At 46.8% G+C, this 13,910-nt stretch carries 6 protein-coding genes, 3 tRNA genes and 3 rRNA genes; 4 read left to right on the top strand and 8 right to left on the bottom strand.

What is annotated here, in order from left to right:
- Positions 1–17 precede the first annotated feature (17 nt).
- The 3 genes from J8Z23_RS00160 (at position 18) to ubiK (ending at position 4,640) form a co-directional block, all read left to right on the top strand.
- Positions 18–1,121 carry an efflux RND transporter periplasmic adaptor subunit gene (locus J8Z23_RS00160; RefSeq protein ID WP_012841250.1) on the top strand — a complete coding sequence of 368 codons (1,104 nt, stop codon included), beginning with the start codon at positions 18–20 and terminating at the stop codon, positions 1,119–1,121.
- Between the two features lie 12 nt (positions 1,122–1,133).
- Positions 1,134–4,256, top strand: coding sequence for a multidrug efflux RND transporter permease subunit VmeD (vmeD, locus tag J8Z23_RS00155; RefSeq protein WP_301659415.1), 3,123 nt, complete (start codon positions 1,134–1,136; stop codon positions 4,254–4,256).
- A 132-nt stretch (positions 4,257–4,388) separates the two neighbouring features.
- Positions 4,389–4,640 carry a ubiquinone biosynthesis accessory factor UbiK gene (ubiK, locus tag J8Z23_RS00150; RefSeq protein ID WP_005398178.1) on the top strand — a complete coding sequence of 84 codons (252 nt, stop codon included), beginning with the start codon at positions 4,389–4,391 and terminating at the stop codon, positions 4,638–4,640.
- A gap of 288 nt (positions 4,641–4,928) precedes the next feature.
- Here the strand turns inward: ubiK and ilvC are convergent, their stop codons facing one another.
- Complete coding sequence (gene ilvC, locus J8Z23_RS00145; protein WP_301659414.1) at positions 4,929–6,413, bottom strand: ketol-acid reductoisomerase; 1,485 nt, start codon at positions 6,411–6,413, stop codon at positions 4,929–4,931.
- Positions 6,414–6,556: 143 nt separating this feature from the next.
- Between ilvC and ilvY the strand changes: the two genes are divergently transcribed.
- Positions 6,557–7,447, top strand: a complete 891-nt coding sequence (ilvY, locus tag J8Z23_RS00140) for an HTH-type transcriptional activator IlvY (RefSeq protein WP_301659547.1) — start codon at positions 6,557–6,559, stop codon at positions 7,445–7,447.
- A gap of 94 nt (positions 7,448–7,541) precedes the next feature.
- Here the strand turns inward: ilvY and rrf are convergent.
- The 7 genes from rrf to hemG all read right to left on the bottom strand — a co-directional run bounded on the left by rrf (position 7,542) and on the right by hemG (position 13,901).
- Positions 7,542–7,658: ribosomal RNA gene (gene rrf / locus J8Z23_RS00135) — 5S ribosomal RNA — on the bottom strand.
- Between the two features lie 92 nt (positions 7,659–7,750).
- A 23S ribosomal RNA gene (locus tag J8Z23_RS00130) occupies positions 7,751–10,640 on the bottom strand.
- 379 nt (positions 10,641–11,019) lie between these two features.
- Positions 11,020–11,095: transfer RNA gene (locus tag J8Z23_RS00125), tRNA-Val, on the bottom strand.
- A gap of 28 nt (positions 11,096–11,123) precedes the next feature.
- A tRNA-Lys gene (locus tag J8Z23_RS00120) sits at positions 11,124–11,199 on the bottom strand.
- A gap of 2 nt (positions 11,200–11,201) precedes the next feature.
- A tRNA-Glu gene (locus J8Z23_RS00115) sits at positions 11,202–11,277 on the bottom strand.
- Positions 11,278–11,367: 90 nt separating this feature from the next.
- Positions 11,368–12,920: ribosomal RNA gene (locus J8Z23_RS00110) — 16S ribosomal RNA — on the bottom strand.
- Together the 16S, 23S and 5S rRNA genes with 3 tRNA genes alongside form the textbook arrangement of a ribosomal RNA operon.
- Before the next feature lie 453 nt (positions 12,921–13,373).
- Positions 13,374–13,901, bottom strand: a complete 528-nt coding sequence (gene hemG / locus J8Z23_RS00105) for a menaquinone-dependent protoporphyrinogen IX dehydrogenase (protein WP_005378894.1) — start codon at positions 13,899–13,901, stop codon at positions 13,374–13,376.
- Positions 13,902–13,910 lie beyond the last annotated feature (9 nt).

The raw sequence follows: 13,910 nt of genomic DNA, 5'->3' as shown, positions 1-13,910 counted from the left end.
TTGGAGTTCTTAATAGAATGAAAAAGTGGATTTTGATGCTATCAATTGTTTTATTACTTTTTGGTAGTGTTGTGACATACAGGCTAATTGATATCAAAGACAAAATGGAGCAGTTTGCCAATCGCCCTGAACCAGCATTCCCAGTAACCGTAACTGAAGTACAAGCGGTTGATTGGGTTCCTGCTATAGAGGCAATTGGCTTTATTGAACCAAACCAAGGGGTTACCGTTGCTAATGAAACTAGCGGTGTTATCGACAAAATCGCATTTGATTCCGGTACTCAAGTCAAAGCAGGCCAGCCATTAGTACTGCTTGACTCTGACGTTGAGAAAGCGAATTTAAAGAGCTCGCAAGCCAAGTTGCCAGCAGCAGAAGCGAAATACAAACGCTACCAAGGGCTATTTAAAAAAGGCTCTATTTCTAAAGAAGCGTATGACGAAGCAGAAGCGAACTACTTCTCCTTAAAAGCGGACATTGAAAGCTTGAAAGCGACCATCGACCGACGCGAAATCAAAGCGCCATTTGATGGTGTGGTAGGTATTCGTAACGTGTACCTAGGTCAGTACCTACAAGCGGGTACTGATATTGTTCGCCTGGAAGACACCAGCGTGATGCGCTTACGCTTTACCGTGCCGCAAACCGATATCTCACGTATCAACATCGACCAAGAAGTGGATATCTTCGTGGATGCCTACCCAGAACAGCCTTTCAAAGGTTCAATTTCTGCGATTGAGCCTGCGGTTAACGTACAAAGTGGCTTGATTCAGGTTCAAGCAGATATCCCTAACAGTGATGGCAAACTGCGTAGTGGTATGTTCGCACGTGCAAACATCATTCTGCCTAAATTAGAAAATCAGGTCACTCTGCCTCAAACTGCGATCACGTTTACGCTATACGGCGACAATGTTTACATCGTAACGGAAGAAGATGGCGAGAAACGCGTTAAGCAGCATGTGGTAAAAGTTGGCGAACGCTCTAAAGATATCGCACACATTCTAGAAGGCGTGAAGCCAGGTGATGTAGTGGTGACATCGGGTCAAGTCCGTTTAAGTAACCACGCAAAAGTAAGCATTGTCGAAAGCGATGCAACTACCCCACCTGCTGAAACACCAATGCTTTAAGTTGGAGGCATCATGCGCTTTACAGATGTTTTTATAAAACGTCCAGTTTTAGCGGTATCGATCAGTTTTTTGATTGCATTGCTTGGTTTGCAAGCCGTGTTCAAAATGCAAGTTCGTGAATACCCTGAAATGACGAATACAGTGGTCACTGTGACCACCAGTTACTACGGTGCAAGTGCCAACTTGATCCAGGGCTTTATTACTCAGCCATTGGAGCAAGCGGTGGCGCAAGCCGATAATATTGATTATATGACCTCGCAATCGGTGTTAGGTAAATCAACCATTACTGTCAACATGAAGTTGAATACCGACCCAAACGCGGCATTGGCTGACATCTTAGCGAAAACTAACTCGGTACGTTCCCAGCTTCCAAAAGAAGCCGAAGACCCGACCGTAACGATGTCGACCGGTTCTACTACCGCGGTATTGTATATTGGTTTTACCAGTGACGAGTTGTCTTCCAGCCAGATCACCGACTACCTTGAGCGTGTAATCAACCCACAGCTATTCACTGTAAATGGTGTATCAAAAGTTGACCTTTACGGTGGTATGAAATACGCGCTGCGCGTATGGCTAGATCCAGCAAAAATGGGCGCGTTAAAGCTGACTGCAACGGATGTGATGAGCGTTCTTAACGCCAACAACTACCAATCTGCGACGGGTCAAGCGACGGGTGAGTTCGTGCTTTATAACGGTAGCGCGGATACTCAGGTATCAAACGTTGCTGAACTTGAAGCGTTGGTCGTAAAAACGGGTGAAGGGGACGTTATTCGCTTAGGTGATATCGCCAAGGTAACACTTGAGAAGAGTCACGACGTTTACCGTGCAAGTGCAAACGGCCAAGAAGCCGTGGTTGCTGCAATCAACGCCGCGCCAAGTGCCAACCCAATCAACATCGCTGCTGATGTGCTTGAATTATTACCTCAACTTGAGCGCAACTTACCAAGTAACATCAAAATGAACGTGATGTACGACTCTACCATTGCGATCAACGAGTCAATTCACGAAGTAGTGAAAACGATTCTTGAAGCGGCAATTATCGTACTTGTAGTGATCACACTGTTCCTAGGTTCGTTCCGTGCGGTCATCATTCCTATCGTCACTATTCCACTCTCTTTGATTGGTGTGGCGATGGTTATGCAGGCAATGGGCTTCTCTTGGAACTTAATGACACTACTAGCGATGGTACTTGCCATCGGCCTGGTGGTGGATGACGCGATCGTGGTGCTAGAAAACGTGGACCGTCATATCAAAGAAGGCGAGTCACCATTCCGTGCAGCAATCATTGGTACGCGCGAAATTGCTGTGCCAGTTATTGCGATGACATTAACGCTAGGTGCGGTATACGCACCAATCGCGTTGATGGGCGGTATTACGGGCTCGTTGTTCAAAGAGTTCGCTTTAACGCTAGCAGGTTCGGTATTTGTGTCCGGTATCATCGCTTTAACGCTATCACCTATGATGTGTTCAAAGATGCTGAAGGCGAACGAAAAGCCGAGCAAGTTTGAGCAAAAAGTTCACCATATCCTTGATGGCATGACTAATCGCTACGCAAATATGTTAAAAGCAGTAATGGCGAGCCGACCAGTGGTGATCGTATTTGCCATTATTGTATTTGCAAGCCTACCTGTTTTATTCAAGTTTATTCCTAGTGAACTAGCTCCTTCTGAAGATAAAGGTGTTGTTGTGCTCATAGGGACCGCACCATCGAATTCGAATTTGGACTACATCCAAAACACCATGGATGATGTGAATAAGATTCTCTCTGCTCAACCAGAAGTAGAATACGCTCAGGTATTTAACGGTGTTCCGGATTCTAATCAAGCGTTTGGTTTAGCTACACTCAAACCATGGGGCGAACGAGAAGCGAGCCAAGCAGAAATCAAACAGCGTGTTGGTGGGCTTGTTTCGAGCATTCCGGGAATGTCTATTGCTGCCTACGAAATGCCGGAGCTACCAGGTGCTGGTTCAGGCCTTCCTGTACAGTTCGTAATTACAACACCAAACAATTTTGAAAGTTTGTTTACCGTTGCAAATGACATTCTGTCAGAAGTAGCAAGCAGTCCAATGTTTGTCTATTCCGATCTGGATCTGAAATATGATTCTGCAACGATGAAGATCAAGATCGATAAAGACAAAGCGGGTGCCTACGGTGTGACTATGCAAGACATAGGTATCACCCTCAGTACGATGATGGCAGATGGCTATGTAAACCGTATCGACCTAAATGGCCGTTCTTATGAGGTAATTCCTCAGGTTGAGCGTAAATGGCGTCTAAACCCAGAATCGATGAAGAACTACTATGTACGCTCTGTAGATGGTAAAGCGGTTCCATTAGGTAGTCTGATTACCATCGATGTGGTGGCCGAGCCTCGCTCTTTGCCACACTTCAACCAGTTAAACTCAGCGACTGTAGGTGCAGTTACTGGCCCTGGTGTCTCGATGGGAGATGCAGTTAATTGGTTTGAAAATATCGCACAAACCAAACTGCCTGCAGGCTATAACCACGATTACATGGGCGAATCTCGTCAGTTTGTGACAGAAGGTAGTGCCTTGTATGCAACCTTTGGTCTTGCACTTGCGATCATCTTCCTCGTTCTGGCGATTCAATTTGAATCACTCCGCGACCCTATTGTCATCATGGTATCTGTACCGCTAGCAATATGTGGTGCCTTGATCGCGTTGGCGTGGGGTACTGCCTCGATGAACATCTACTCGCAGGTTGGTTTGATCACGCTGGTCGGCCTGATCACCAAGCATGGTATCTTGATCTGTGAAGTAGCCAAAGAAGAGCAGTTACATAATAAACTGTCTCGTATTGATGCGGTGATGGAGGCTGCGAAAGTGCGTCTTCGCCCTATCCTAATGACAACCGCAGCGATGATCGCAGGTCTGATCCCGCTGATGTACGCTACCGGTGCAGGTGCCGCGCAACGTTTCAGTATCGGCATCGTCATCGTTGCTGGCCTTGCAATCGGTACATTGTTCACACTATTCGTACTACCTGTGATTTACAGCTACTTAGCTGAAAAACACAAACCACTGCCAGTATTTGTTGAAGACAAAGACTTGGAGAAGTTAGCACGAGTTGATGAAGCGAAAGCAGCACACCGTGAATTAGCGGATAACAGATAAGCTTTTAAGGCATTCAAAAAGGTCACTTCGGTGACCTTTTTTATTGCCGCTCTCTTTTTTTGCCATCTAAATGGCGACTTTCACGTATCATTTACTTAAAATGAGGGCAAATCAAAAGGAGTTTTAGCCACTATGTTTGACCCAAAGAAATTAGAGCAAATTGCTAAACAGATTCACGACTCAATGCCTCAACCTGTAAAAGAGTTGGGTTCTGATGTTGATCAGAAGGTTCGCCAAGTAATCCAAGGCCAACTGAATAAGCTAGATGTAGTAAGCCGCGAAGAGTTTGATGTTCAAACTCAAGTTTTACTGCGCACGCGTCAAAAACTGACAGAAATGGAACAGAAATTGGCGGAGCTTGAAGAGAAGCTTGCAGAAAAATAAGTGTTAAAACGCTCCTCATAAAGGAGCGTTTTCTTTATGAGGATTAAACCGACTTGTTTCATAAGTGGCTAAAAAGAAAAAGCTTGGTCAACGGCGACCAAGCCTTTTGATTAGATGTTGTGTTTTATTTTGTATTTATCACTCCAGTCTGCCTGGAGTTTATCTACTGCGTTACTTGAGACTAAGTAAATTAAGCAGTATTAAGGTTTCATTTCTAGGAGAAGGCGCGGACTTTACGATAGTAAACGAGCACCTTCGACACCGAAATGGAACCTTAAGGCCAGTAATTTAGCCGCCCACCGCGATACGCTTCATATCAGTCATGTAACCACGTAGTTCTTCACCGATGTATTCTACAGGGTGGTTGCGGATTGTTTCATTCACAGCGATAAGAGTCGCGTTATCCACTTGGTTAGACGTTTCACCTAGACCTTTACCAATGACGTCTGTACTAACAGAAGGCATGAATTTTTCACGCAGTAGCGGCGTTGCTACATTAGCAAATAGGTAGTTACCATATTCAGCCGTATCAGAGATAACCACGTTCATCTCGTATAAACGCTTACGTGCGATAGTGTTTGCGATAAGTGGCAGCTCGTGTAGAGACTCGTAGTAAGCAGACTCATCGATGATGCCAGATGCCGTCATTGCTTCGAATGCTAGCTCAACACCCGCACGAACCATAGCGACCATCAGGATACCGTTATCGAAGTACTCTTGCTCAGAGATTTCTACGTCAGTTTCTGGGTAGTTTTCGAAAGCAGTTTCACCCGTTTCTGCACGCCAGCCTAGTAGGTTCGCATCGTCGTTTGCCCAGTCAGCCATCATAGTGCTAGAGAAGTGACCTGTAATGATATCGTCCATGTGCTTGTTGTATAGCGGACGCATCAGCTCTTTTAGCTCTTCAGAAAGTTCAAATGCTTTCACTTTTGCAGGGTTCGTTAGGCGATCCATCATATGAGTGATACCACCAAACTTCAGTGCTTCAGTGATGGTTTCCCAACCGTATTGAAGAAGCTTGCCTGCGTAGCCAGGATCGATACCATCAGCAATCATCTTCTCATAACATACGATAGAGCCAGCCTGCAACATGCCACAAAGGATAGTTTGCTCACCCATTAGGTCAGATTTCACCTCAGCAACAAAAGAAGACTCTAGACAGCCTGCACGGTGACCACCTGTTGCTGCAGCCCAAGCTTTCGCGATATCCCAACCTTCACCTTTTGGGTCGTTCTCTGGGTGAACAGCGATAAGAGTTGGAACACCGAAACCACGCTTGTACTCTTCACGAACTTCCGTGCCCGGGCACTTAGGTGCAACCATTACTACTGTTAGGTCTTTACGGATTTGCATGCCCTCTTCAACGACGTTGAAGCCGTGTGAGTAACCTAGCGCTGCGCCTTCTTTCATTAGCGGCATTATCGTCTCAACAACGTTTGTGTGCTGCTTATCTGGAGTAAGGTTTACTACTAGGTCAGCTTGTGGAATTAGCGTTTCGTAGCTACCTACTTCAAAACCGTTGTCTTTTGCATTTTTGAAAGATTGACGTTGCTCATCAATTGCTGCTTGGCGAAGCGCGTAAGCAACCTCTAGACCAGAGTCACGCATATTCAGACCTTGGTTAAGACCTTGAGCACCACAACCTACGATGACCACTTTCTTGCCTTTTAAGTAATCCGCTTCTGAAGCAAATTCGCTACGGTCCATAAAGCGACAACGACCTAATTGGTCCAACTGCTCGCGCAAGTTTAAGGTATTGAAATAATTAGCCATCTGGGTGCTCCTTTGAGATTCTTCCATTGAGGTCGGTAATTGCCTTACCGAATAACTTCATACTAAAACAGACATTAAATTGCTTAAAGTGATATATTCACAATTAGTTATTGCAATTTATGCAACATGGAAATGAAGATTTAATGAATATCAAAAGCCTGCAACTTTTTATTCATCTGTGTGAGAGTAAAAGTTTCGCTAAGACCGCAGCAGCGATGCATGTGAGTCCTTCAGCCTTGAGCAGACAAATACAAAAGCTAGAGGAAGAAACTAGCCAACAATTATTTTTGCGGGACAATCGCAGCGTTGATTTAACGAGCCAAGGCAAAAAACTGGTTCCTGTCGCCTTAAAAATTCTTGGCGAATGGCAACAGTACCAAAGTCACCTAAAGGGAGCAGAGGACGAATTGAAAGGAGAAATCCGTCTATTTTGTTCGGTTACTGCAAGCTACAGCCACCTGCCAGAGTTAATCTCTGATTTTCGTCTGCAGCATCCTTTTATCGAATTTAAGCTATCAACCGGCGACCCGGCTCAAGCGATCGACAAAATTCTAGCAGATGAAGCCGATATTGCCATCTCAGCCAAATCTGAGCAGATGCCAAGCAAAATCGCATTTGAAACGATCAGTGAAATACCACTTTCTGTCATCGCTCCTGTCGGCGTGAGTTCATTTGCGGAGGAGCTACAAAAAGAAAGACCAAACTGGTCAGTCATTCCATTCATTCTCCCAGAAGCAGGGACAGCAAGAGATAGAGCCAATACTTGGCTCAAACAAATGAAAATAAAGCCGAAAATCTACGCGCAAACGTCAGGGCATGAAGCCATCGTAAGTATGGTTGCACTGGGATGCGGTGTGGGTATCGCACCTGATGTCGTGATCAACAATAGCCCAGTGAGGGAGAAGATAAATCGCTTAAAAGTGTTACCAATTAAGCCGTTTGAACTTGGTGTCTGCTGTACCAAAAATCAGTTAGAGAATCCATTAGTGAAGGCTTTTTGGAAAGTAGCGGAGAGTAAATACATTACACTTTAACAATAGATGTTTGAGTTCTGAGTGCTTAGGTAATTTTCAGAGCCCAGAAACGTAAAAAAGCCCACTCTTTCGAGTGGGCTTTTTCAAATTTAAAGCCTGGCGATGTCCTACTCTCACATGGGGAAGCCCCACACTACCATCGGCGCTATTTCGTTTCACTTCTGAGTTCGGCATGGAAATCAGGTGGGTCCAAAACGCTATGGTCGCCAAGCAAATTCTTTAATTCGGAAAGCTGTGTTTAATTCTCGTTCTTACACATTCAATGTTCTTTCATTGAGTCCATCAAAACCCCTTGGGTGTTGTATGGTTAAGCCTCACGGGCAATTAGTACAGGTTAGCTCAACGCCTCACAACGCTTACACACCCTGCCTATCAACGTCGTAGTCTACGACAACCCTTTAGGATACTTAAAGTATCAGGGAGAACTCATCTCAAGGCTCGCTTCCCGCTTAGATGCTTTCAGCGGTTATCGATCCCGAACTTAGCTACCGGGCAATGCGTCTGGCGACACAACCCGAACACCAGAGGTTCGTCCACTCCGGTCCTCTCGTACTAGGAGCAGCCCCTTTCAATTCTCCAACGCCCACGGCAGATAGGGACCGAACTGTCTCACGACGTTCTAAACCCAGCTCGCGTACCACTTTAAATGGCGAACAGCCATACCCTTGGGACCGACTTCAGCCCCAGGATGTGATGAGCCGACATCGAGGTGCCAAACACCGCCGTCGATATGAACTCTTGGGCGGTATCAGCCTGTTATCCCCGGAGTACCTTTTATCCGTTGAGCGATGGCCCTTCCATTCAGAACCACCGGATCACTATGACCTGCTTTCGCACCTGCTCGAATTGTCATTCTCGCAGTCAAGCGGGCTTATGCCATTGCACTAACCTCACGATGTCCAACCGTGATTAGCCCACCTTCGTGCTCCTCCGTTACGCTTTGGGAGGAGACCGCCCCAGTCAAACTACCCACCAGGCACTGTCCGCAACCCCGATAAGGGGTCAACGTTAGAACATCAACACTACAAGGGTGGTATTTCAAGGACGGCTCCACGCAATCTAGCGACTGCGCTTCAAAGCCTCCCACCTATCCTACACATGTAGGGTCAATGTTCAGTGCCAAGCTGTAGTAAAGGTTCACGGGGTCTTTCCGTCTAGCCGCGGGTACACTGCATCTTCACAGCGATTTCAATTTCACTGAGTCTCGGGTGGAGACAGCGTGGCCATCATTACGCCATTCGTGCAGGTCGGAACTTACCCGACAAGGAATTTCGCTACCTTAGGACCGTTATAGTTACGGCCGCCGTTTACCGGGGCTTCGATCAAGAGCTTCGACCGAAGTCTAACCCCATCAATTAACCTTCCGGCACCGGGCAGGCGTCACACCGTATACGTCATCTTGCGATTTTGCACAGTGCTGTGTTTTTAATAAACAGTTGCAGCCACCTGGTATCTGCGACTCTCAATAGCTCCATCCGCGAGGGACTTCACCGTCGAGAGCGTACCTTCTCCCGAAGTTACGGTACCATTTTGCCTAGTTCCTTCACCCGAGTTCTCTCAAGCGCCTTGGTATTCTCTACCCGACCACCTGTGTCGGTTTGGGGTACGATTCCTTACAATCTGAAGCTTAGAGGCTTTTCCTGGAAGCATGGCATCAATGACTTCACATCCGTAGATGCTCGACGTCGTGTCTCAGCCTTAAGAAGAGCCGGATTTACCTAACTCTTCAGCCTACGCACTTGAACCTGGACAACCGTCGCCAGGCCCACCTAGCCTTCTCCGTCCCCCCATCGCAATTGTAAGAAGTACGGGAATATTAACCCGTTTCCCATCGACTACGCCTTTCGGCCTCGCCTTAGGGGTCGACTTACCCTGCCCCGATTAACGTTGGACAGGAACCCTTGGTCTTCCGGCGAGGAGGTTTTTCACCCCCTTTATCGTTACTCATGTCAGCATTCGCACTTCTGATACGTCCAGCATGCGTTACCACACACCTTCAACCGCTTACAGAACGCTCCCCTACCCAATATACAAAAGTATATTGCCGCAGCTTCGGTTTACTACTTAGCCCCGTTACATCTTCCGCGCAGGCCGACTCGACCAGTGAGCTATTACGCTTTCTTTAAATGATGGCTGCTTCTAAGCCAACATCCTGGCTGTCTGAGCCTTCCCACATCGTTTCCCACTTAGTAGTAATTTGGGACCTTAGCTGGCGGTCTGGGTTGTTTCCCTCTCCACGACGGACGTTAGCACCCGCCGTGTGTCTCCCGGATAGTACTTACTGGTATTCGGAGTTTGCAAAGGGTTGGTAAGTCGGGATGACCCCCTAGCCTTAACAGTGCTCTACCCCCAGTAGTATTCGTCCGAGGCGCTACCTAAATAGCTTTCGGGGAGAACCAGCTATCTCCAGGTTTGATTGGCCTTTCACCCCTAGCCACAAGTCATCCGCTAATTTTTCAACATTAGTCGGTTCGGTCCTCCAGTTGATGTTACTCAACCTTCAACCTGCCCATGGCTAGATCACCTGGTTTCGGGTCTATATCCAGAGACTGAACGCCCAGTTAAGACTCGGTTTCCCTACGGCTCCCCTAGATGGTTAACCTTGCCACTGAATATAAGTCGCTGACCCATTATACAAAAGGTACGCAGTCACAGGACAAGCCTGCTCCTACTGCTTGTACGTACACGGTTTCAGGTTCTATTTCACTCCCCTCACAGGGGTTCTTTTCGCCTTTCCCTCACGGTACTGGTTCACTATCGGTCAGTCAGTAGTATTTAGCCTTGGAGGATGGTCCCCCCATATTCAGACAGGATATCACGTGTCCCGCCCTACTCGATTTCACTGAATATGCGTCGTCAGTTACGGGGCTATCACCCTGTATCGCCAAGCTTTCCAGCTTGTTCACCTAACGCCTATAAAGCTTAAGGGCTAGTCCAATTTCGCTCGCCGCTACTTTCGGAATCTCGGTTGATTTCTTTTCCTCGGGGTACTTAGATGTTTCAGTTCCCCCGGTTCGCCTCGTTATGCTATGTATTCACATAACGATACTTACTTATGTAAGTGGGTTTCCCCATTCGGAAATCCCAGACTCAAGTGGTTTTTACTACCTAATCTGGGCTTATCGCAAGTTAATACGTCCTTCATCGCCTCTGACTGCCAAGGCATCCACCGTGTACGCTTAGTCACTTAACCATACAACCCGAAGGAGTTTCGAATTGCATTTTGTCTTCACTTTAAAAAGTGAAATCAAACGGTCAAACAACCAAAGTTGCTGTCTCATTATTTGAATGAGCGAGACAGCTTTCGATTTTGCCGGACTCAAATATGAATAACATTTTCATGCTATTCCCAAGAACACTTGAATGTGTTTTTAGTTGTATTCCATCAGGAATACTTTGAGAACTTTACAAACAACAATAAATTGTTGTTTTGTCAGCTTTCCAAATTGTTAAAGAGCTATGTTTCTTCACAAGGAAGTTACATTTTCTAAAGACTTTCAGAGTCAAAAATGCCAACCAGTATCAATTGCTTGTTCTGGTTTGGACGTTTTATTCCAAAAATACTTAGAGAATGGTGGGCGATACCGGGCTCGAACCAGTGACCCCCTGCTTGTAAGGCAGGTGCTCTCCCAACTGAGCTAATCGCCCACATTATTTTAATTTCCGTGGAAGGAAATGGTGGGTCGTGCAGGATTCGAACCTGCGACCAATTGATTAAAAGTCAACTGCTCTACCAACTGAGCTAACGACCCAATGGTATCCCGTAGGGGAGTCGAACCCCTGTTACCGCCGTGAAAGGGCGGTGTCCTAGGCCTCTAGACGAACGGGACACTAAGTTGAACATCTTGGGGGATGTTCTATCTCTTAAACTTCATAAACCGTATCAATCTGTGTGAACACTCATCGCAATAATCATCGTTTAAGGAGGTGATCCAGCGCCAGGTTCCCCTAGCGCTACCTTGTTACGACTTCACCCCAGTCATGAACCACAAAGTGGTAAGCGTCCCCCCGAAGGTTAAACTACCTACTTCTTTTGCAGCCCACTCCCATGGTGTGACGGGCGGTGTGTACAAGGCCCGGGAACGTATTCACCGTGGCATTCTGATCCACGATTACTAGCGATTCCGACTTCATGGAGTCGAGTTGCAGACTCCAATCCGGACTACGACGCACTTTTTGGGATTCGCTCACTCTCGCAAGTTGGCCGCCCTCTGTATGCGCCATTGTAGCACGTGTGTAGCCCTACTCGTAAGGGCCATGATGACTTGACGTCGTCCCCACCTTCCTCCGGTTTATCACCGGCAGTCTCCCTGGAGTTCCCGACATTACTCGCTGGCAAACAAGGATAAGGGTTGCGCTCGTTGCGGGACTTAACCCAACATTTCACAACACGAGCTGACGACAGCCATGCAGCACCTGTCTCAGAGTTCCCGAAGGCACCAATCCATCTCTGGAAAGTTCTCTGGATGTCAAGAGTAGGTAAGGTTCTTCGCGTTGCATCGAATTAAACCACATGCTCCACCGCTTGTGCGGGCCCCCGTCAATTCATTTGAGTTTTAATCTTGCGACCGTACTCCCCAGGCGGTCTACTTAACGCGTTAGCTCCGAAAGCCACGGCTCAAGGCCACAACCTCCAAGTAGACATCGTTTACGGCGTGGACTACCAGGGTATCTAATCCTGTTTGCTCCCCACGCTTTCGCATCTGAGTGTCAGTATCTGTCCAGGGGGCCGCCTTCGCCACCGGTATTCCTTCAGATCTCTACGCATTTCACCGCTACACCTGAAATTCTACCCCCCTCTACAGTACTCTAGTCTGCCAGTTTCAAATGCTATTCCGAGGTTGAGCCCCGGGCTTTCACATCTGACTTAACAAACCACCTGCATGCGCTTTACGCCCAGTAATTCCGATTAACGCTCGCACCCTCCGTATTACCGCGGCTGCTGGCACGGAGTTAGCCGGTGCTTCTTCTGTCGCTAACGTCAAACGATGCAGCTATTAACTACAACGCCTTCCTCACGACTGAAAGTACTTTACAACCCGAAGGCCTTCTTCATACACGCGGCATGGCTGCATCAGGCTTGCGCCCATTGTGCAATATTCCCCACTGCTGCCTCCCGTAGGAGTCTGGACCGTGTCTCAGTTCCAGTGTGGCTGATCATCCTCTCAGACCAGCTAGGGATCGTCGCCTTGGTGAGCCCTTACCTCACCAACTAGCTAATCCCACCTAGACATATCCTGACGCGAGAGGCCCGAAGGTCCCCCTCTTTGGCCCGTAGGCATCATGCGGTATTAGCCATCGTTTCCAATGGTTATCCCCCACATCAGGGCAATTTCCTAGGCATTACTCACCCGTCCGCCGCTCGACGCCGTTATCGTTCCCCGAAGGTTCAGATAACTCGTTTCCGCTCGACTTGCATGTGTTAGGCCTGCCGCCAGCGTTCAATCTGAGCCATGATCAAACTCTTCAATTTAAGATTTTGTTCGGCTCAATGAATACTGAACATTACATAAGTAATGTTTGAATTGACTGTGCTGAATCCGAAGATTCAATGGTCACTTCGTATCATTGAAACCTAATTTGATACCGAGGTATCGAATTGGATTATCATCAACGAGTGCCCACACAGATTGATAGGTCTATATTGTTAAAGAGCTTTCCTGTTGAGCTTTGCTCAAAACAGGACGGCCATTTTAGCGAGTTAAAGTTTAGTGTCAATCACTTTTTTCAAACTTTCTTCAAGCGTTTCCGCTTGGCTAATTTGGCTTGCTAACCTCGACTTCGTTTCTTTCGAAGCGTTGCCGTGTCAGCGAGGTGGCATTATAGAGATTGCGATCACATTGGCAAGCCCTTTTTCACGTTTTTTTTGATTTTTTTATCGTTCGGATAAATTTGCATCAAAAGCAGTCAAAAGAGCACGTTATTTCTACAGTTCTCTGAATTTATCTGCGAAAAGAGCCACTTTTTCCCAATTGGTGTATTCCACTTCTTTGGTCGTATCGGTTTCGCCACCTGTCATCGACATAATGAACCTAATCATAGTTCTGTCGAACCAGCTGTAACGTGGGTAATAAAGTGCACCAGCAAAAACACCGATTAGCGTTGGTTTCCAAGGCGACTTAATTAGAAACTTGCGAATGTAAGCACTACCTTCAGGTGTATCCTTTCCTTGGTCCTCTTTACGAGCGGTTAGGTTTACGCAGAAAAATGCCACTTTATTTTGCTCCAATTGATTGAGATTTCGCTCAATAAACTGGTATAGCTTTTTATTAAGATGACCATAACGAATAGAGGCGCCTATCAACACTCTGTCGTATTGACTGAAGTCAATCGTCTCGACATTATGTAAATCCACCAGCTCACAATCGAAGTCTGGAAGTTGTTCATCTATATAGTGGAGAATTTTTTTAGTCTGCCCTTCGCGGGAAGAGTATAGAAATAATGCTTTTGCCACGATTTCCCC

This window comes from Vibrio sp. SCSIO 43086 (assembly GCF_051132235.1).
Classification (GTDB): Bacteria; Pseudomonadota; Gammaproteobacteria; order Enterobacterales; family Vibrionaceae; genus Vibrio; species Vibrio diabolicus.
Note: the sequence above shows the minus strand (reverse complement) of the source record. Positions and strands in the feature narration are given on the sequence as shown.

What these genes read in the sequence shown, in the direction of transcription:
- ubiK (WP_005398178.1), top strand. Translation starts at nt 4,389, where the DNA reads ATGTTTGACCCAAAGAAATTAGAGCAAATTGCTAAACAGATTCACGAC.
- J8Z23_RS00160 (WP_012841250.1), top strand. Translation starts at nt 18, where the DNA reads ATGAAAAAGTGGATTTTGATGCTATCAATTGTTTTATTACTTTTTGGT.
- vmeD (WP_301659415.1), top strand. Translation starts at nt 1,134, where the DNA reads ATGCGCTTTACAGATGTTTTTATAAAACGTCCAGTTTTAGCGGTATCG.
- ilvY (WP_301659547.1), top strand. Translation starts at nt 6,557, where the DNA reads ATGAATATCAAAAGCCTGCAACTTTTTATTCATCTGTGTGAGAGTAAA.
- ilvC (WP_301659414.1), bottom strand. Translation starts at nt 6,413, where the DNA reads ATGGCTAATTATTTCAATACCTTAAACTTGCGCGAGCAGTTGGACCAA.